The 18,588-nt window shown below is 63.2% G+C and carries 24 protein-coding genes; 10 read left to right on the top strand and 14 right to left on the bottom strand.

Annotation, left to right across the window (positions count from 1 at the left end; translation table 11 throughout):
• Positions 1-82 precede the first annotated feature (82 nt).
• Positions 83-916 carry an AraC family transcriptional regulator gene (locus tag LB519_RS14330; protein WP_224620295.1) on the top strand — a complete coding sequence of 278 codons (834 nt, stop codon included), beginning with the start codon at positions 83-85 and terminating at the stop codon, positions 914-916.
• 5 nt (positions 917-921) lie between these two features.
• On the opposite strand, the gene LB519_RS14335 is transcribed toward LB519_RS14330, so the two are convergent.
• Genes LB519_RS14335 through LB519_RS14345 form a run of 3 tightly spaced genes read right to left on the bottom strand, consistent with a single transcriptional unit; the run spans position 922 to position 4,539 of the window.
• Positions 922-2,061 carry an alanine racemase gene (locus LB519_RS14335; protein WP_224620296.1) on the bottom strand — a complete coding sequence of 380 codons (1,140 nt, stop codon included), beginning with the start codon at positions 2,059-2,061 and terminating at the stop codon, positions 922-924.
• A complete protein-coding gene (locus LB519_RS14340) occupies positions 2,061-3,338 on the bottom strand; it encodes a D-arabinono-1,4-lactone oxidase (protein ID WP_224620297.1) in 1,278 nt (425 codons plus the stop codon). The genes LB519_RS14335 and LB519_RS14340 overlap by 1 nt, the downstream gene beginning before the upstream one ends.
• Before the next feature lie 13 nt (positions 3,339-3,351).
• The gene (locus tag LB519_RS14345) at positions 3,352-4,539 is read right to left on the bottom strand and encodes an MFS transporter (RefSeq protein ID WP_063170196.1); all 1,188 of its coding nucleotides are present in this window, start codon (positions 4,537-4,539) and stop codon (positions 3,352-3,354) included.
• Positions 4,540-4,662: 123 nt separating this feature from the next.
• Between LB519_RS14345 and LB519_RS14350 the strand changes: the two genes are divergently transcribed.
• The gene (locus LB519_RS14350) at positions 4,663-5,289 is read left to right on the top strand and encodes a TetR/AcrR family transcriptional regulator (RefSeq protein WP_224620298.1); all 627 of its coding nucleotides are present in this window, start codon (positions 4,663-4,665) and stop codon (positions 5,287-5,289) included.
• Positions 5,290-5,297: 8 nt separating this feature from the next.
• On the opposite strand, the gene LB519_RS14355 is transcribed toward LB519_RS14350, so the two are convergent.
• Positions 5,298-6,266 (bottom strand): hypothetical protein, encoded by a 969-nt coding sequence (locus LB519_RS14355; RefSeq protein WP_224620299.1) that lies wholly within the window; start codon positions 6,264-6,266, stop codon positions 5,298-5,300.
• On the opposite strand from LB519_RS14355, the gene LB519_RS14360 reads away from it, so the two are divergent.
• From LB519_RS14360 to groL, 3 genes are all read left to right on the top strand, one after another.
• Positions 6,265-7,062: a class I SAM-dependent methyltransferase gene (locus tag LB519_RS14360; protein WP_224620300.1), complete on the top strand. Its 798-nt coding sequence runs from the start codon at positions 6,265-6,267 to the stop codon at positions 7,060-7,062. The two genes, LB519_RS14355 and LB519_RS14360, sit on opposite strands and share 2 nt — an antisense overlap.
• A gap of 164 nt (positions 7,063-7,226) precedes the next feature.
• Positions 7,227-7,523, top strand: coding sequence for a co-chaperone GroES (gene groES, locus LB519_RS14365; protein ID WP_006203049.1), 297 nt, complete (start codon positions 7,227-7,229; stop codon positions 7,521-7,523).
• Between the two features lie 62 nt (positions 7,524-7,585).
• Positions 7,586-9,241: a chaperonin GroEL gene (gene groL / locus LB519_RS14370; protein ID WP_224620301.1), complete on the top strand. Its 1,656-nt coding sequence runs from the start codon at positions 7,586-7,588 to the stop codon at positions 9,239-9,241.
• 93 nt (positions 9,242-9,334) lie between these two features.
• Here the strand turns inward: groL and LB519_RS14375 are convergent, their stop codons facing one another.
• Complete coding sequence (locus LB519_RS14375) at positions 9,335-9,943, bottom strand: TetR/AcrR family transcriptional regulator (protein ID WP_127366269.1); 609 nt, start codon at positions 9,941-9,943, stop codon at positions 9,335-9,337.
• 97 nt (positions 9,944-10,040) lie between these two features.
• Here LB519_RS14375 and LB519_RS14380 point away from each other — a divergent pair, with 97 nt between their 5' ends.
• The 3 genes from LB519_RS14380 to LB519_RS14390 are packed head-to-tail and all read left to right on the top strand — an operon-like array spanning position 10,041 to position 11,935.
• Positions 10,041-11,051, top strand: a complete 1,011-nt coding sequence (locus tag LB519_RS14380; protein WP_224620302.1) for a zinc-dependent alcohol dehydrogenase family protein — start codon at positions 10,041-10,043, stop codon at positions 11,049-11,051.
• 34 nt (positions 11,052-11,085) lie between these two features.
• The gene (locus LB519_RS14385; protein ID WP_224620303.1) at positions 11,086-11,532 is read left to right on the top strand and encodes an OsmC family protein; all 447 of its coding nucleotides are present in this window, start codon (positions 11,086-11,088) and stop codon (positions 11,530-11,532) included.
• 16 nt (positions 11,533-11,548) lie between these two features.
• Positions 11,549-11,935 (top strand): nuclear transport factor 2 family protein, encoded by a 387-nt coding sequence (locus LB519_RS14390; RefSeq protein ID WP_224620304.1) that lies wholly within the window; start codon positions 11,549-11,551, stop codon positions 11,933-11,935.
• Positions 11,936-12,030: 95 nt separating this feature from the next.
• Here LB519_RS14390 and LB519_RS14395 read toward each other — a convergent pair whose 3' ends face one another.
• The 7 genes from LB519_RS14395 to LB519_RS14425 all read right to left on the bottom strand — a co-directional run bounded on the left by LB519_RS14395 (position 12,031) and on the right by LB519_RS14425 (position 15,552).
• Complete coding sequence (locus LB519_RS14395) at positions 12,031-12,642, bottom strand: LysE family translocator (RefSeq protein ID WP_013532395.1); 612 nt, start codon at positions 12,640-12,642, stop codon at positions 12,031-12,033.
• 81 nt (positions 12,643-12,723) lie between these two features.
• The gene (locus LB519_RS14400) at positions 12,724-13,044 is read right to left on the bottom strand and encodes a YkgJ family cysteine cluster protein (protein WP_032809400.1); all 321 of its coding nucleotides are present in this window, start codon (positions 13,042-13,044) and stop codon (positions 12,724-12,726) included.
• Between the two features lie 55 nt (positions 13,045-13,099).
• On the bottom strand, positions 13,100-13,267 hold the full coding sequence (locus LB519_RS14405) for a hypothetical protein (RefSeq protein ID WP_013532397.1): 168 nt from the start codon (positions 13,265-13,267) through the stop codon (positions 13,100-13,102).
• 1 nt (position 13,268) lies between these two features.
• Positions 13,269-13,676 (bottom strand): hypothetical protein, encoded by a 408-nt coding sequence (locus tag LB519_RS14410; RefSeq protein ID WP_013532398.1) that lies wholly within the window; start codon positions 13,674-13,676, stop codon positions 13,269-13,271.
• Complete coding sequence (locus tag LB519_RS14415) at positions 13,676-13,903, bottom strand: hypothetical protein (RefSeq protein WP_224620305.1); 228 nt, start codon at positions 13,901-13,903, stop codon at positions 13,676-13,678. Before LB519_RS14415 ends, LB519_RS14410 begins: the two co-directional genes overlap by 1 nt.
• A gap of 359 nt (positions 13,904-14,262) precedes the next feature.
• Complete coding sequence (locus LB519_RS14420) at positions 14,263-14,472, bottom strand: cold-shock protein (protein ID WP_010915421.1); 210 nt, start codon at positions 14,470-14,472, stop codon at positions 14,263-14,265.
• A 426-nt stretch (positions 14,473-14,898) separates the two neighbouring features.
• Positions 14,899-15,552: a glutathione S-transferase family protein gene (locus LB519_RS14425; protein WP_064994375.1), complete on the bottom strand. Its 654-nt coding sequence runs from the start codon at positions 15,550-15,552 to the stop codon at positions 14,899-14,901.
• Positions 15,553-15,751: 199 nt separating this feature from the next.
• Between LB519_RS14425 and LB519_RS14430 the strand changes: the two genes are divergently transcribed.
• The gene (locus tag LB519_RS14430) at positions 15,752-15,931 is read left to right on the top strand and encodes a CsbD family protein (RefSeq protein WP_224620306.1); all 180 of its coding nucleotides are present in this window, start codon (positions 15,752-15,754) and stop codon (positions 15,929-15,931) included.
• A gap of 57 nt (positions 15,932-15,988) precedes the next feature.
• On the opposite strand, the gene LB519_RS14435 is transcribed toward LB519_RS14430, so the two are convergent.
• Positions 15,989-17,119 (bottom strand): metallophosphoesterase, encoded by a 1,131-nt coding sequence (locus tag LB519_RS14435; protein WP_224620379.1) that lies wholly within the window; start codon positions 17,117-17,119, stop codon positions 15,989-15,991.
• Positions 17,120-17,229: 110 nt separating this feature from the next.
• On the opposite strand from LB519_RS14435, the gene LB519_RS14440 reads away from it, so the two are divergent.
• The gene (locus tag LB519_RS14440) at positions 17,230-17,823 is read left to right on the top strand and encodes a hypothetical protein (protein ID WP_024505719.1); all 594 of its coding nucleotides are present in this window, start codon (positions 17,230-17,232) and stop codon (positions 17,821-17,823) included.
• A gap of 20 nt (positions 17,824-17,843) precedes the next feature.
• Here LB519_RS14440 and LB519_RS14445 read toward each other — a convergent pair whose 3' ends face one another.
• Positions 17,844-18,530: a TetR/AcrR family transcriptional regulator gene (locus tag LB519_RS14445; RefSeq protein WP_224620307.1), complete on the bottom strand. Its 687-nt coding sequence runs from the start codon at positions 18,528-18,530 to the stop codon at positions 17,844-17,846.
• Positions 18,531-18,588 lie beyond the last annotated feature (58 nt).

Below are 18,588 nucleotides of genomic sequence, written 5' to 3' on the forward strand. Positions count from 1 at the left end.
ATTGCACGGAATGCGCAATTTCGATCAAACTGGCCGCGCCAGGAAACGCCAAGATGATCCGGCCAATGCGAAAAGGAGCCCCATGAACCCGACCGAGAAAGCGCTGTGGTTCGTCGAGAGCCATCTGCCGGAGGCGATCTCGCTTGACGATGTCGCGCAAAGCAGCGGCGTGTCGCGTTTTCATGTGACGCGCGCCTTCGGCGCCGCAACCGGCCGCTCGGTGATGGGTTACATGCGCTCACGCCGGCTGACCGAGGCGGCGCGCAAGCTGGCCGGCGGAGCGCCCGACATCCTCGTCGTCGCGCTCGACGCCGGCTACAACTCGCATGAGGCGTTCACCCGTGCCTTCCGCGATCAGTTCGGCACCACGCCGGAACTGGTGCGCGCGCAAGGCTCGACCAACAACCTCGACCTCGTGGAGCCGATCCTGATGGACCAGTCCTTCCTCACCAATCTCGAACCACCGCGCTTCGAGACCAGCCGGCCGTTCCTGATCGCCGGCCTCGGCGAACGCTACAGCTGTGAAACCAGCGCCGGGATTCCGATGCAGTGGCAGCGTTTTGCACCCTTTATCGGCAACATCCCCGGCGAGATCTCAGGCGTTTTCTACGGCGTGTGCCTTAATGGCGACGACGCGGGCAATTTCGACTATGTCGTCGGCGTCGAAGTGTCCGGCTTTGCGGATCTGCCGAAGGACTTCTATCGGGTGCGGGTGCCGGCGCAGAAATATGCGGTGTTCTCGCACCGCGAGCACATCTCATCCATCCGCCGGACGATCAACACGATCTGGAACAGCTGGCTGCCCGCCTCCGGTCACGAAATCGCGGATGCACCGGAATTCGAGCGCTATGGACCGGAGTTCGATGCCCACAGCGGCAATGGCGGGCTGGAGATCTGGGTACCGGTGAAGGCGTAGCTCGATCACGCCATCGGCAGCGCCGGCCAGCGATCGATGACCTTTCCGCCGGAAAACACGGCGATCGACCCGAATTGCTGCAGCACGGCCTCGCTCTGCGTCGGCCTTAGAAACGCGTAGTCGCCTGGCCTTGCGGTCGCATCGGCGGGCAAGCCCATGAATTGCTGGTTGGAGGACAGGCCGAGCAGGCCGTTCGTCTTCATGCCTTGGGGGAAGACCGGCTCGGCCATCCACTTGCCGCCATAGAGATAGCAGCCCTTGCGCGGGAAGCGGCCGAGCGCCTGCAGCAGGCGAGTAACGGCCGGCGGACCAGGCAGCATCGGCTCGACCACTTTCAGGATCGGCGTAGCGATGAAAGCCGCCGGCTGGAAGCCGTCGAGGCCTGGCGTATCGAAGTCGCTGGGCAGCACGAAGGCCGAGCCCATCGACACTTCATTGGCCGCGCCGCCACGATGAAGCAGCGCGGTCTTGCTGCCGCCGATGTTGAGGATGCGGCGCTGGTCGGCACCGAGACAGGCGACGAACGCCGCAGCCTGCGCCGACGCCTCCGCCAATGCCTTTGCCGGTCCGCCGAAAAGGCCGGGAATGAGCGGCGCATGCGCCTCGTAGGCCATGACGCCTTCGCAATGCAGCCGGACCGGCAACGCGCTCAGCGCCTTCGACAAGGCCGCGGGATCAGCAAAGCCGCCGCGATGCAGCCCGACATCGATCTCGAAAGCGATGCGCAGGCCGATGCCGAGTTCGTCAGCGAGAGCACCGTATTCCGCCAGTCTCTCCTCGCTGTCGATCAGCCAGCAGACACGCGACCAGTCGGCATCACCCTTCACCAGCGCAGTCCTTGCCGTACCAATCGGCATCGGCTTGCCGTAGAGCAGATCGGCATCCGGAAACGCCTTCAGCACCGCCTCGCTGATCGGCGGGTGGAAGGTCATGAAGCTGCTGGTGCCGAGCGCCTTGCCTATATGCGCAAGCAGCGGCAGGCAGGCGAGCGATTTGTCGACCAGCCGCACGGCCAGGCCGGGATCCAGCCTCCTTTTTACCAGGGCAATGTTTCCGTCCAGCCGATCGCGGTCGAGCAGCAGGCAGGGCTGGAAGATGCCGGCTTCCTTCAGCGCATCCGAGAGGGTGGAAAAATAGGTGCTCATCATTCGATGCCGAACAGGCCGGCCATGTAGGGCGACACGAAGCGGTTTTCCGGATCGATGTCGCGGCGCGCCGCCATGGCATCGTCCCAGCGCGGGTAGAGCTTTTTCAGCTCCGCCGCCTTGAGGCTATGCATCTTGCCCCAATGCGGCCGGCCGCCATATCTGCGGAAGATCGGCTCTGCCGCCCGCATGAACGGCAAAGGATCGTTCGCGGCGTCATGGTGGATGGCGATGGAGCAGGTCAGCCTGTTGTAGAATGGCGAAAGCCAGAACTGGTCCGGCGCGACCGAGCGCACCTCCATCGGGAAATAGACCTCGGGAAAGCGCTTCTCGGTCAGCTCGATGATCTCGGCCAGCGCCTTCGGCCCTTCCTCGAACGGCAAATGATATTCCATCTCGTTGAACTTGGTCTGCCGGTCGCTGGCATAGACGTTGAGCCAGTCCTGCACGTAGTCCTCGGCGGGAAATTTGGCGGCCGCCGATCGGATCAGGCGGCCACGCAGCGATGGCAGCCAGGCAAGTGAAGTGCGCAGCCTGCGCAGTGTCCTCAAGCCCGCCTCGTCCTCTTCCGGCGGCCGCGTGGTGGGTGCGGCATCGCTGAAATCACTGGCGATGAACTGCGCATAGCCGGAAAACGGAATGTAGTAGAATTCGGCCGAGCGATGCGCGGCCATCATCGCCTCGAAATCGCGCAGCATCTCGGTGATCGGCAGCACATATTTGCGGCGGCGCAACCGGTAGGTCGCGATGTTGTTCAGCGTCACTTCGGTGAGCACGCCGAAAGCGCCGAGCGCGACACCGATGGCGTGGATCATGTCCCGATCCCCTGCCCGCTTGAAGTCGCGGACCTTGCCAAGCCCGTCGACGATCTGCACCGTCTCCAGCTGCGTGTGATAGGCGCCGAGCGTCGGTCCCGAGCCGTGCGTGGCTGTGCCCAGCGCGCCGCCGATCGCCTGGCGGTCGATGTCGCCCATGTTGGGCAGGCCCTGGCCAATGCCTTGCAGGATGTGCATGAGCGCGCCGAGCCGGGTCCCTGCCCGCACCCGCGCCTGATGTTTTTGCGCGTCGTGCGAGACCAGCCCTTCCAGTCTCTCCAGGGACAGGATCGTGCCCTGCGATTTCACCAGCGGTGTGAAGGAATGACCGGCGCCGGCAACGCGCACCGGGCCAGGCGCGGTCCGGACGAGATCACCGAGTTCACCGGCATCGCCGGGGCTGGCGATCAGCTTGGGCTCGGCGCTTACAAAGCCCGACCAGTTGCTCCAAACGTTTGACATGCCACCTCCCCGCTCAGGCAACCGCACGACGGCGACGCGACACAAGGACGAAGAGACCGAGCAGCGCCACGCTTGCCACCGCGCTGGCGGCGGCGAATTCCGGCACCGGCCGGAAATCCTTGCCATCGATGAGCAGCGACGCCGCAATCGGCCCGATCGCCAGGCCGAACAGTTGGGCTGCCGGCACCAGCAGCACGGCGGTGCGCGTCTCGTCGGCGGTGATCGCCAGACGGATCTGGTAGGGCACGATGAACAGCAGGATAAAGCCCATGGCCAGGGCAGCGACCCAGAACGTCGTCAGGCCGGGGCTGCTGGCAAGAACCAGGGAACTGACAAGCGCCACGACGCCGATCGCCGCGATGGCAAGGCGATAATCGATGCGCGCCTCGAACGCGGTCGCCGTCATCGCCCCCAACACCTGCACCGCGAGGCTGGCCGAGACGATCAGGCCGACGGTGCGGCCATCGATGCCGTATTGCGCGCCTAGCGGCTCCAGAAAAGCCCAGACCGCGCCGAAGAACATGAAGTAGCAGAAGACCGACAGCAGCGCGGTCATCGAGGGAACCGTCAGCACATTGGCCAGATTCTCTTCCTTGGGCAGGTCGGCATAGTCACCTGGGACAGTGAAAGCGACCGCCAGCGACACGACGCAGACGACGGCAAGAACGATGAAGCCACCCGCCGACCCTGCGGCCGGAATGACATAGAGCGCCAGCAACAGGGCGAGCGCGCATTGCGCCAGCGTCTGCATGGTGACGAAATAGCCGCCGATGCGCTCGGCGCGCCGCGAGCGGGCGATCAGTTCGGTGGCGATGGCGACCAGACCGCCCTCGGCGAGCCCGGCAAGGGCGCGGGCCGCAATCAGCATGTTGGCGCTCGCGGCATAGGCCGTCCACACATTGGCCAGCGCCAGCAGCAGCAGAAGGACGGCACTTTTCCAGCGCATATTGTGGGCCGAAAGCAGCATCGCCACGACGGCCGAACCGATGGCAATGGCGATCATCTCGGCGGTGGCGACCAGCGCCAGTTCGTCGCCGCTGACATGGCCTTCGGTGTAGAGAGCTCCGAGCAGCACCGGCTGCAGGCCGAGGATGAGCAGGCCGACCGAACCGATCCACAGGGCCGAGGCGAGCTGCCAGCCGGTCGGATTGCCGACCAGCCAGTCGCCACTGCCTGCGTGGCCGATATCTGTCGAAGCCAAAGGCGCCTCCCAACGTCCTTGCCGCGCGGCAAAAAAGCTGACAACCTGTCAGTATTTCCGAAACTGATACTTGATCATATTTCTTGTCAACCGGAATCTAAAAACCGTGCGAAAGATCGGTGCATGACGGAATTGAAGAGAATGGCGACCGAGCCGAGGCGCAGGCCCAAGCAGGAACGCAGCCGCGAGCGCATCGACGCGATCCTGTCGACGACCATGCGGCTGATCGGGGAAAAGGGTATCGACGCCGTCACCATGAAGGAAGTCGGCATGCTGGCGGGCGGACCGATCGCCACCGTCTACCATTATTTTCCCAACAAATCGGCGATCCTGGCGATGCTCTATGAGCGGTTTTCAGAGGTCAGCCGGGCACGGCTGACGACGATCATCGCCGAAATTCACGAGGCGAAAGATGTCATCGTGGCCGCTGACCGGCTGCTCGATGATTATCTCAGCCGTGTCGCCGGCGATCCGGCCATCCAGGATCTGCAGAACGCCATCCAGGCCGACAAGGCGCTCAAGAACCTCGACCTCGCCGAAACGCGGCACCAAGCCAAAATGTTCTGCGACCACGTCATCGCCTTGCTCGAGCCCGAGAGGCGCGAGCAGTTCGAACGTATGGTTCTGCTGATCTTCCAGCTCGCCGGCGGCGTGGTGCGCCTGGCGCTTGCCGAGGGCGAAGCGGAAAGCCGCCGGACCATCGAGGATTACCGGTCCATCATTCACACGCAGCTGCGGCTGTTCCTCTAGAGCCGCGCCTATTTCGCCCGATGGACGAGGCCTTCGAAGCCGTGTGTCAGATCCGAAGCGCCGGCCGCGAACATCTTGACGAGATTTTGCGGACGGCCGGGAGTCTTGTTCGCATCGAGGAGGATGGCCCTGCCCTCGTGCATGACGAAATCGAATTTTCCATAGTCGAAGCCGAGTTCACGCCGACGCTCACGCAATTCGTCGGGCACCGGGACGGGCTCGCGCCGGATCGTCTCCGATGCCTTGACCAGGCCGTTTGGCGAGACGTAGCGGGTGCAGCGCTCTCGCTCTCCGCAAAACACCCAGAAACGAACAGCAAAACCGTCGGGTTCTCTCTCCGGAATGAACTTTTCCACGACGAGATCGTCGCAATCAAAGACGCCGTCTGGAACGTCGCCGAGAGATCCGTGGATCTCATAGGGGTGCAAGATTGGCAAATGCGGAAACGGCGGCTGTTTGCCCGCGCGCTCGGATCGCCGGTTGAGGAGCGTCTCCGGAATTCCCCGATTGTTGAGATTGCTTTTGACAATCACCTGACCTTGCCAGCTGTCGGTTTTGTCGATCAATGCACCACTGATCCGCCGTTTGGATATGTCGGCGGCGCCGATGTTGAGGCAGAATGCAAAACTCCGGGCATAGTCGACATAGTCCGTGGGCGTCACCGTGGCATCGACATGCAATACCGCCATATCGGCGCTGACCGGCTTCGACAGGCCTTGCTGAACCCGAACCGAATGGCCGCGCCTTTTCAATTCCGCAAGAATGTCGAACAGCATGTATGGGCTGCTCCTGCGCAGCAGAATATCGCGCCTGCCCAGGAACCTGTCATGCTCATGCGTTATCACGGCGATACGCGCCACTATCCACCTCCTGGACTGTCTGTAGATGCCTTGAAATGTCTTGGCTTGTCCAACGACCTCTATTAAGCCCCGGTGATATCCAAAATCCAGGCGTGCAGGGGGCCAATGGAATTGCATGACAAATCATTGGGACGATTACCACCGCCATTGGAAACTTCTGGAAGCGCCGCTCCGGCCGACAGCGGAAACCGTCGCTATATTCGATCGCGAACTTGATCTCGGAAATGCCGATGTCCTTCTCTTGGGGGTTACCCCGGAATTGGCAGTTTTGGGCAAGTCGATGTTGGCGGTCGACCAGTCGGCGGCCATGATTTCCGGCGTATGGGCTGGCGACGACGGCTCGCGACGGGCAATTGCCGGCAACTGGCTTAACCTGCCCGTGGACCGCGCAAGCATCGACGCCGTCATCGGCGACGGATGCCTGTCGGCGGTCGCTTCCCAGGCGGCGCGCTGTTCGTTGTTTGGCGAGGTCGCCAGGGTGCTGAAGCCTGGCAGGCGCGCAGCGATCCGCGTCTTCGCACGACCGGAAACGGCGGACGATCTGTGCGGCATCGAAGCTCTGGTTCTGGCCGGCGGGATCGAGAATTTCCACGCGCTCAAATGGCGGATTGCGATGGCGTGTACGACCGACGACCGCGATTTTACCATCAAGGTGGCAACGATCCGCGATGCATTCGGCAGACTGTTTCCGGACCGCGAAGCTCTTGCCGCGCGAACAGGATGGAGTATGAGCTCGATCAACACGATCGACGTCTATGCAGGCTCGGACATAAGCTACAGCTTCGCGACGCTGGCCACGCTGACCAACGAGGCAGCCAACTGGTTCGGCGACGTGCGCGTCGTGCCGAGCGGAAGCTATCCGCTAGCGGAACGGTGCCCGCTTCTGGTGCTCGGTTCGGCCAGGCACCGGTAAGTTCATCATCATGCGCCAAGAGGCGCTCCGAGCGCCTTGACTCCGGCGCGCCGCCAGCCTATTTCAGCGCCACGTTAGCACTCGCCTTTGGTGAGTGCTAACCACATGTCCGGCGCCGCCGGATGGAGGAACTGTTTCTCACCGTTCTCATCGAGGAAGAAAAAATGGCAAAGTCGAAGTTCCGCCCGCTTCATGACCGCGTGGTCGTTCGCCGGGTCGAATCCGAATCCAAGACCGCTGGCGGGATCATCATCCCCGACACGGCAAAGGAAAAGCCGCAGGAAGGCGAGATCATCGCTGTCGGCTCCGGCGCTCGTGACGAAGCTGGCAAGCTGGTCCCGCTGGACGTCAAGGCCGGCGACCGCATCCTGTTCGGCAAGTGGTCGGGCACCGAAGTCAAGCTCAATGGCGAAGACCTTCTGATCATGAAGGAATCCGACATCATGGGCATCATCGGCTGATATCAGGCCTTTCCGTCAACTGAATTCCCGGGCTCGATCAAAGCCCCTGCCAGGAGCTAAAAATGGCTGCCAAAGACGTAAAATTCTCCCGTGATGCCCGCGAGCGCATGCTGCGCGGCGTCAACATCCTCGCCGACGCGGTGAAGGTCACGCTCGGCCCCAAGGGCCGCAACGTCGTCATCGACAAGTCGTTCGGCGCCCCGCGCATCACCAAGGACGGCGTCACCGTCGCCAAGGAAATCGAGCTTGAAGACAAGTTCGAGAACATGGGCGCGCAGATGGTCCGCGAAGTTGCTTCGAAGACCAACGACATCGCCGGCGACGGCACCACGACCGCGACCGTTCTGGCGCAGTCGATCGTTCAGGAAGGCCACAAGGCCGTTGCCGCCGGCATGAACCCGATGGACCTGAAGCGCGGCATCGATCTGGCCGTGACCGAAGTCGTCTCGGCGCTCGGGAAGGCTGCCAAGAAGATCAAGACCTCCGAGGAAGTTGCCCAGGTCGGCACGATCTCGGCCAATGGCGACGAGTCGGTCGGCAAGATGATCGCGGAAGCGATGCAGAAGGTCGGCAACGAAGGCGTCATCACGGTGGAAGAAGCCAAGACCGCCGAGACCGAACTCGAAGTCGTCGAAGGCATGCAGTTCGACCGCGGCTATCTCTCGCCCTACTTCGTCACCAACGCCGACAAGATGGTTGCCGAGCTCGAGGACGTCTACATCCTCCTGCACGAGAAGAAGCTGTCCAACCTCCAGGCCATGCTGCCGGTTCTCGAAGCCGTCGTGCAGACCTCGAAGCCGCTGCTCATCATCTCGGAAGACGTCGAAGGCGAGGCTCTGGCCACGCTGGTCGTCAACAAGCTGCGTGGCGGCCTGAAGATCGCTGCCGTCAAGGCGCCGGGCTTCGGTGATCGCCGCAAGGCCATGCTGGAAGACATCGCCATCCTCACCGGTGGCCAGGTCATCTCGGAAGACCTCGGCATCAAGCTCGAGAACGTCGGCCTCAACATGCTCGGCCGCGCCAAGAAGGTGTCGATCTCCAAGGAGAACACCACCATCGTCGACGGCGCCGGCAAGAAGGCCGAGATCCAGGGCCGCGTTGCCCAGATCAAGCAGCAGATCGAAGAGACCACTTCGGACTACGACAAGGAGAAGCTGCAGGAACGTCTGGCGAAGCTCGCCGGCGGCGTTGCGGTGATCCGCGTCGGCGGTGCGACGGAAGTCGAAGTCAAGGAAAAGAAGGACCGCGTCGATGACGCCCTCAACGCGACCCGCGCGGCCGTGGAAGAAGGCATCGTTGCTGGTGGTGGCGTCGCGCTGCTGCGCGCTTCGGCCAACATCAAGGCCACCGGCGTCAACGCCGATCAGGCCGCCGGCATCAACATCGTTCGTCGTGCGCTGCAGGCTCCGGCCCGCCAGATCGCGGCCAACGCCGGTGCGGAAGCATCGATCGTTGCCGGCAAGATCCTTGAGAACAAGGGCGCGACCTTCGGCTACAACGCCCAGACCGGCGACTATGGCGACATGATCGCCATGGGTATCGTCGATCCGGTCAAGGTCGTTCGCACCGCTCTCCAGGACGCGGCCTCGGTCGCCGGCCTGCTGGTCACCACCGAAGCCATGATCGCGGAGGCTCCGAAGAAGGAGTCGGCTGGCGGCGGCGGCATGCCTGGCGGCATGGGCGGCGGCATGGGCGGCATGGGCGGCATGGATTTCTAATCCAGCCCTATCAGCCTTCAGATACGGAAAGGGCGGCAGAGATGCCGCCCTTTTCGTTTACGCGGACCTCGATCGCCGCGCCTCCGTCGGTTCTCAGACGGCGGCATCCGCGCGTTGCTTTACCTCGCCAGCAAGCACCGCGGCTTCGATCAACGCCGCGACCTCATCAGCCACCGCCTGTAAGGGGGCGCGGTCTCGGGTGGCGCGGGCGATCACCATCAGCCCTTCCAGTGACGATTCGACCAGCAGTGCCAATGCATGCGCGCGGCGCGCGGGCACCCCTGCCCTGACGAAGGCGTCCCGCAGCAGGCCTATCCACTGTTCGAAGGCCGAGCGGCACAACTCCGCCAGTTCCGGCACGTCGGTGGGCGAGTCCAGCACGACAGGCGCGATCGGACAGCCGAGTGAAAACCGGTTGTCTTCCAGCATGCGCCCCACCGACTGGTAGATATGATGGACGGCCACCGCCGGATCCTTTTCGGCGGCCAGCGCTTCGCCCAGCCTCTCCGTCACGTCGGCAACGCTGGCGCGCGTCACCTCGATGACCAGTTGGTCCTTGCCGCCGGGAAAATGGAAATAGAGCGAGCCCCGCGGTGCGCCGCTGGCGCTCAATATGTCGTTGAGCGAGGTGCCGTGATAGCCGCGCTGCCTGAGCAGCAGCCCAGTCGTCTCGAGTATGCGGGTGCGGGTGTCGTTGGCCATGTCAACCTCTGTCAGGAGAGATCATTATAGGCCTTGCGCAAAATATGACAATCGGTCTACATAATATGTAGACCAGTCTATATATTTGAGGTTCGAAATGCGCAGCTATCGCCTTGAAGGGACCGGCGGAATCGAAAGCCTGGTGCTGCGGGACGAGGCGCGACCGGAGCCGGGAGCGCACGAGATCGTGGTGCGCATTCGCGCCACCTCGCTCAACCGGCGCGACACGATGATCCTCAACGGCGCCTATCCGCTGACGCCGCGCCAGGGCGTCGTGCCGCTGAGCGACGGGGCTGGTGAGATTGTAGCCGTCGGCGCTGCCGTCACCCGCTTTGCCGTCGGCGACCGTGTCACCGGCAGCTATTTCGCGCGCTGGATCGACGGCCGCATCCATGCCGGGCTCGTCGACCAGCTCGGCTGCACGCTGGACGGCATGCTGGCGGAATATGCGGTTCTCGACGAACAATGGGCGGTGCGGCTGCCCGATCATCTCGACTGGCAAGAGGCCGCAACGCTGACCTGCGCCGGCCTGACCGCCTGGAATGCGGTGACGGGCGCCGGAATTCCGAAGCCCGGCCAATGGGTTCTGGTCATCGGCTCGGGCGGCGTCTCCCTCTTTGCATTGCAGTTCGCCAAGCTGCTCGGCTGCCATGTCGCCGCCGTCACCTCGCGCGGCGAGAAAGCCGACAGGCTGCGGGCGCTGGGCGCCGACCTGGTGATTTCGACATCGGATATGCCGCAATGGGGCGCGGCCGTCCGCGACCAGACCGGCGGCATCGATCTCGTCGTCGAGACCGGCGGCCCGGCGACCTTCACGCAGTCGCTGATCGCCAGCACGCTTTACGGGCACATCGTGCTCTTGACGCTGCAGGATGCGAAAGGCGGATCGATTCAGCTGCCGGCGGCACTCTACCAGCGCAGCCTCGCCACCATCAGCCGCCTGTTCGTCGGCAGCCGGACCAATCTCGAAGCCATGCTGCGCGCCGTCTCGCAGCACCGCCTGCGGCCCGTCATCGACAAGGTCTTCGCCTTTACCGAGGCCGGCGATGCCTATCGCTATTTCCAGCAGGGCGACGTCTTCGGGAAGGTGATCATCGACGGCGCCTGACCCATCGAGTCCTCAAACCCAAGGGAGAACGACCATGACAATTCGTGAAGCCTCGGCCAAATGGCAAGGGACGTTGAAGGAAGGTTCGGGCCGGTTGCGGCTCGGCAGCGGCGTCTTCGAAGGCGCCTATTCCTTCCCGTCGCGTTTCGAGAACGGTCCGGGCACCAACCCGGAAGAACTGATCGCCGCGGCGCATGCAGGCTGCTTCTCGATGGCGCTGAGCGCCATACTGGGCAACGCCAATCATGTCCCGACAAGCATCAGCACCGTCGCCAAGGTGCATCTTGGCGCAACCGCTGCCGGTCCGACGATCACCCGCATCGAACTCGAAACCGAGGCAGAGGTCGCGGGACTTGCCGAAGATGAATTCGAGCGCCTTGCACAGTCCGCCAAGGCGGGCTGCCTCGTCTCGCGGGCCCTTGGCGGCGTGTCTCAGATCACCCTCAAGGCAACGCTCGTCGAAGCCACCAAAGGTCAATGAAGCCAGGAGAAAGAAGATGACACAGGAGCTTGTCATGGACGCAAACGCGTACGGTCTGTCCCAGCAGACGGCCGAGATCATGCGGCGCTACAACGACGTATTCCAGCGCCATGATCCTTCGGCACTCGCCGAGCTGGTGGCCGACGATTGCGTGATCGAGAACACCGTGCCGGCGCCGGACGGCGCCCGCCATGCCGGCAAGGAAGCGTGCGTCGCGCTTTGGACGGCGATCGCGACCCAGGCCGGCACGCGCTTCGATATCGAGGAAACCTTCGTTGCCGGTGACCGGGCAACGATCCGCTGGCGCTATTTCATGACCGACGGCAATTCGCTGCGCGGCGTCAACCTCATGCGTGTGGCCGATGGGCGGATCGTCGAAGCGATGGGTTATGTGAAGGGGTAGCGCGCCCCGAGCAATGCCCCGAAAGCGCATAACCGCTTTTCGCCCGGAATAGCGCAACAAAGGAGAGCGGATCAGCGAGACTGAACCGCTCCCCGCTACCGATCGGCCAGCGCCAGCTTTGCGCCGAGCATGACGAAAGCGCCGGCGAAGGTCCGGCGCATCCAGGTCAACACCATTGGCCGCGAGACGACATGGCTGCGGATCGAGGCTGCGAAGATGCCGTAGCCGACGAAAACCACGAAGGTCAAAAGCATGAAGACGGAACTCAGTTCCAGCATTTTCGACAGCGCATTGGGCTCGGTGGTGCTGACGAACTGCGGCAGGAAGGCGAAGAAGAAGATCGACAGTTTCGGATTGAGCACGTTGACGAGGATACCGGTGGCAATCACCTTGCCGGCCGAGCGCGGCGTCACATCCTGCTCGACGCTGAGGCCGCCCTTTTCCTTCAGCGTGTTCCAGGCCATGTAGAGCAGGTAGGCGACGCCGAGATATTTCAGCGTCTCGAAGGCGAGCGCACTGGTGTGCAGCAGCGCCGCCAGGCCAGTGATGGCGGCGGCCATGTGCGGGATGATGCCGAGCGTGCAGCCGAAGGCGGCGATGACGCTGGCCCGCGCACCGCGCGAGAGGCCGGCGCTCAGCGTGTAGAGAACGCCGGTGCCGGGCGAAGCCACGACAATCAGGGACGTCAACAGAAATTCGATGCTCACGATGGTTCCTCCGGCACCCTACCCGGCCAGGAAGGTACCGGGCTGCGGGTCGGCGCACAAGCGGAGGCGACGGGAGATTGGCTACACCGGTAATCCGAGCGCCTGGCGTGCCATCAGACACTCCTCGTCGCCGGGCATGCAGGCGCGACAGACGTCCGGCCGCACGTCGTAGATGCCGCAAGCGGTCGACTTGCCGATCTCGCCGGACAGCGCCGAGCAGCGCACGCCCTCGCAACGCATGCCTGACAGGTCGGATGCGACATATTTTTCCGGGATACGGTCGAGCTGTGCGTCATCTTCGGTGGAAAAGCGCGGCCACTCGGCCGAATAGGAACAGCAGGCACCGCAGCTTTGGCAATCGAAGGTGCCCTGTTGCGACGACAAAACGCTTGCGGCGGCCACCAGGGCGGACAGCCCTGGCGCGGCGGGGTTGTGATCTGCGTCTTGCGGCAAGGCGCTATTTCTTCTTGGCCGTCTTGCCCTTCGGCGAATCCGCCGGCGACTTGAACAGGTCGGTCGCCGCCTCGGTGGCATCGCCAGCTTTCGGCGCGGCAACCGGCTTGGCCGGTTTTGCCGCGGCACCCGAGGCTGCCGGCTGATCCTTGGAGGAGAATTTTATGGCCATGTCAGTCCTCGTCGGCGAAGCGCGATGATGGGGCGCGCGGATTGCGCAGGCGGCCGATCAGCGCCGAAACGGCCGTGATGTTCATTTCCTCGGGCGACCAGTTTTTCACCGCCTCGATGTGATGGGCTGCCAGCTCGCGATGCGTGCTGCCGCTGTAGGCGGCGTCCTGATACGTCACCCGCTCATGGGTCTTGGCGTCTTCGCGGACATACTCGATCAGGTAGTTCGGGCATTCGGCGCGGCCGCGCACGCCGACGCGAACCTGGGCATCACCGTGGGCACGCTTGCAGCGTTCGAGCTTTTCCAGCACACGCCGGACGAATTCGACCGGCTTGTCGAGGCCTTCGACCATATCGGCAATGGTTGCGTCGGCGGCGATCGGTGTTGGCGGTACGCGTTTGGTGGCCATCAGCGTCGTCCGGCCCGCTTCGGCAAAGCGGCTAGCGCGGCGGCGGCGGCCATCTCGTCGGCCTCCTTCTCCAGGCGCAATTCGCGCAGACGCGCGGTCTTGGCTTCGCGTGCCTCGCTGACGGCGTCGCGCTCGGAATTGATGCGGTTGAGCGACATCGACTGGGTTTGCGTTTTGCTGAACAGGGACGCGGCCTGATCGACGGTTGTCTTTGAACTGGTGGTCAAATCTTTCTCCTGTCAGGAGCCTGTGCCGATGGAGCGAGACCGGGTCTTCGGTCAGGATCACGCACAAAGCAATACGCGCGGCGAATTCAAATTGCTGGAGCGTCCCTTAGCACGTCCAGGCCGGCGCGCAGCGCACTTTCGGCGGCAAGGCGCGGAAAATGAAAAAGGCCAGGCACCGCCTGACCTTCCATGAGAGCGTCGCGCAACCAGATGACATCCAAAAGGATGCACCGCACGGGAACGCCCTGCTTATGCACATGATATGCCGTGGAAACTCAGGTCGCCGCGGCCATGCGCCCGAATTCGCCACTCACCGGTGCCAGTACATCCGTGGTCACCGGGAGAGCAAAATTCGTTTTTCAGGCCGCCTTCAACTGGTCGGCGGACATCTTGCCCGACTTGTTGTCGCGGACCATCTCGTAGCCGAGCTTCTGGCCCTCGACGATGTCACGCATGCCGGCGCGCTCTACGGCCGAGATGTGGACAAAAACGTCGGCCGAGCCGTCGTCAGGCTGAATAAAACCAAAACCTTTGGTGGCGTTGAACCATTTAACTGTGCCGGTGCTCATGACGAACCCTTTCCATGGCAAATATTCGTTCGACGCCATGCGGATGCACAACGTCGTTTGTCCCGATTTTTGATGTGGGAAGTTCGTCAAAGGCGCGCTCGAAAGCGCGGATAACAAAAGTCAGTCAAACAAATATCGACAATTGCTTGTAGGCTTCTTTTGGCGCGCTGTCAAATTTGCATAAAGCCACAGATGCGGATTTCTCCCAAAACACCAGGCCAAACCAGCTGGCATGACGGCAAACCGGGCGCCAAACAGCGCGCTTGCGCCAAGTTGAAAAAATTTTCTGGCATCCAGGAACCATCCGCGCAAAGGCGCATTTATGCCTTGTCGTCAGCAGTTCGTGAGAGCAATCGAAAGAACGGTTGATGGCAAAGACGCCCCCCGCACGATAAAAGGTGCGAGGGGCGTTTTCGTTGGATCCGGCTATTCGTCCGGGCCGGGTTCCGGCCACCTCTCCTTGGCCGCCTCGGCATACCAGTGCCGCATCGCCGGCGTTGCCAGCACGGCGTCGAGATAGGCGCGCGTATCCGGCGCCAGCGTGCCGCCATAGGTGTCGAAACGGGTGACGACAGGCGCATACATGGCGTCGGCCGCGGTGAAATGGCCAAACAGGAACGGGCCGCCCCTGCCGTATTTTTCCCGGCACTCGCGCCACAGCGCCTCGATGCGGGCGCGTTGCGCCTCGCCCTCGGCGTCGAGCGGCTTGTGGCCCTTCGGCCGGCGCAAATTCATCGGCCAGCCATAGCGGACCTCGCGAAAGCCGGAATGCATCTCGCTCGCGGCCGAACGCGCCAGCGCGCGGGCGTCGATATCGGCCGGCCAGAGCTTTTTCTCGGGAAACAGGTCGGCGAGATATTCAAGGATAGCAAGGGTTTCCCAGACGATCTTGCCATTGTGACTCAGCACCGGCACCTGACCGGTCGGCGACACTTTCGCCAGATTGGCAAAGGTTTCAGGCGTGCGCAGCCGCACGAAACCTTCCTCGAACGGGATCTCCAGATGCCTCATCGCCAGCCATGGCCGCAACGACCATGAGGAGAAACACTTGTTGCCGATATAGAGCGTGAATTCAGCCATTTTTCTCCCCGCATGCACGGCCATCCAAATTCCATGGTCGGCGCGTGTTCGCAGCCTAGCCCAACAGCCTTGCCCCAGGGCGGCGGCCGCGCGACCTGATCTGCCGTCCGGGCGACGCCTGGAACCTAACCGACACCGGCTCGTTAGCTACCCGCAAATGAATTCCTCCGAATTCAGAACTCCAGGAGATGCGCAAAAAATGGTGAACAAGGATCAGGTTGCGGGCGTGGCCAAGCAGGTCAAGGGCTCGGTCAAGGAAGCCGCGGGCAAGGCGACCGGCAACAGGCAGACCCAGGCCGAAGGCACGGGCGACCGGACCGCCGGTAAGGTGCAGAAGGCCTATGGCGACATCAAGGACAAGGTCAAGAAGGCGCTCTGATCCGACATCGGCAAACGCGCTTTATCGAGGGAAAGGCGGTCGCGAAGGCCGCCTTTTTCAGGTGCTCCAGCCCTTGCTGAAAGCATTGGTGAAGGCGACCTCGCCGTGATCGCCGGCCGCCTCGCCCAGCACCACGTCCATGCCGTCGCTGGTCACCCTGGCCAGCGCGAAACCGCCCATATAGGCAGCCTTCGGCTTGAACAGGTCGATCCCGTCCCTGCGATAGATCAGCGGCGTTTCGTGCTGGTGGCCATGGAAAATGCCGACGACATTGTAGCCCTTCAGCGCCGCCAGCAACGCCTGCCGGTCGGCCTCGCTCCACCAATGCGGCGCACCACTGCCGTCATCATCGAAGTGCCGCTTGGCGGCATCCCAACGTTCCACCGAGAAAGTGTCCCAGCCATAGTGCTGGAACAGGATGACCGGACGGCCGTCCGCCGCATAGGTCGCCAGATCCTGCTTCAGCCATGGCAGGCTGCTCTCGGCGCCGTGGCCGGTATCGCCGGCGAAACGATGCGTCTGGATCAGATGCAGGCCGCCCCAGTCCCAGGAGTAACAGTCGGTGTCGACATCATAGTCGGTGGCCGGCACCGGCGGCTTGAAGAACACGCCGGCGCGATGGTTGACCTCGACATAGTCGCGCAGTTCGCGCCGATACCAGTCGACATGGTGCGGCGGGCCGTTCTGGTCGAGATCATGGTTGCCGAGCCCGATATAAACCGGCATGTGCACGCGATCGGGACCGACGCCCTGGCTGTAGCGTTGGCTGAACTGGAGCAGTTGGGTGCCCTCGCTCGGCTGCGTGATCTGGCCGCCGCCATCGTCGGTGATGTCGCCGCCGACGACAAGGCCGAGCGGCGTGTCTATCCTGCCGGCCGAACGCAGGCCGGTGGCGACGCCATTGATCTCAGTTGGCCAGTCCATGTCGCCAAGCGCATTCAGCACCGCCACGTTGCGCAGCAGCGCGGCGTCGGTCTTGCCTTCCTGCAGGCAGTTGGGGCTCAAGCCGCTCGCCATGCGGCAGGCATGGACATCGGCGATGAAGAGGAAGGTGGCGTCGATCGACTGGACGCGTTGCCCGGTCTGGCTGAAGGCCGGGCGCGACAAGGCGCCGGCCGCGGCAAATCCTGCAGCCTGCGCCAGGAAGTTGCGTCGGGAAAGCGATGCAGTCGAACGGCGATTCATCATACGCTGATTCAGCATGGACAGCGGCCGGTCGTCCAGCGCCTCTGCGCCATCATCGACATGACGCCACGGGTCTGGCATGTCTCGCTTGCGCAAGCGGAGGAGGACGAAAAATGAAAGCCGCACCTATCTGCATGATCCTGGCCGCGATGTTGTGCGCGAGCACTGCGCATGCGGCCGGTTGCGTCGACGTCAAGTCCGCCAGAAAGGGTTTCGTTCTGGCGAGGCCCGGCATCCAGAGCGAATTTCGGCCCGTGGCTGGCGGGATGATGTCGGTTGTCAACACCTACGAATCGCAATCGCCCCAGACCCAATATCTGTTCGCCGGCCTGATCGAGGTGTTTCGCGACAGCGACACCGGTCGCCAGGCGATGATCCCGTTTTCCGATCTGCGAAAGCTGTTTCCGCTGAAGGCGGGGACAAAGGCCGCGATAGAGTTCGTCGAGTTGTCGCCGAACAAGCCGCCGAAGGGCACCAAGACGCTGAGCCTGGTCGTGAAGGGCAAGGAGACATTCAGCCTGGGCGAGTGCAAATACAATGTCCTGGCGGTCAAGGAGACCTTCAAGAACGGTGCCGGCGAGACGCTGGATTCATTTACCGCCCTCTATGCGCCAGATCTGCAAGCCGCGCTCGCGCGGCGCTACGATGAAGGCACCAGTTCGGAATCCGTCAACGGCTACGAGACGATCAAGCCGCTGGCCGAGTAGCTGAACCAGAGCACGGCGAGTCAAGGGGTTCCCGGCCGTGGCAGTATTCTGTTGCGTCGCCTGGCTGCCAATGCGCCCTGCGATGGCGATGGCGACGGCGCGCTGCGCTCCAGCCCCGCCAGGCAATCCCGCAGCACACCGGCATCCTGCGTGGCCTTGGCCATCGACATCGCTCCCGAATAGGCGGCGACCGTCAGCGCGGCGAAGCGCTCGGGGTCCGTGCCCTCGTCCTTGCCTACCTGCTGGTCGGCACGCAGCTTGTCGGCAATCGCACGCCGCCACCCGGCAAAAATCCCGGCAAGGGCAATGCGGAAATCCGGGTCGGCAAGCGACAATTCGTGCGCCAGATTGTTGAGCGGACAGCCGCGCACGAAACCCTGCTGCTCCAGTTGCGCCGCCACGGCCTCGAACACCGCGCGCACGCCCTCGCGGGCCGACGCCGCCGCCAGCACCGGCGCGATCCATGTCTCTTCGACCGCTGCCGCTACACGCTCGTCGATCACCGCCAGCGCCAGCGCCTTCTTGGTCGGAAAGTGGTGATGCAGCGCTCCGCCGCTGACATCCGCCGCCGCCATCAGGTCGCCGATGCTGGAGGCGTGATAGCCGCGCGCCTGGAACGCGTCCTCGGCGACATCGAGCACTTTCTTGCGCATGCCCTCAGGGTCGTTGATGCGTTTTCCCGGGCGCAGTTTTGGTTGAGCGATCATCTCTGCTGACATTGCCGGACATTAGCATATTGACAAAACAGGACAACCGGTCTGTTTT

It is taken from the genome of Mesorhizobium sp. AD1-1 (genome assembly GCF_020164655.1).
Classification (GTDB): Bacteria; Pseudomonadota; Alphaproteobacteria; order Rhizobiales; family Rhizobiaceae; genus Mesorhizobium; species Mesorhizobium ciceri.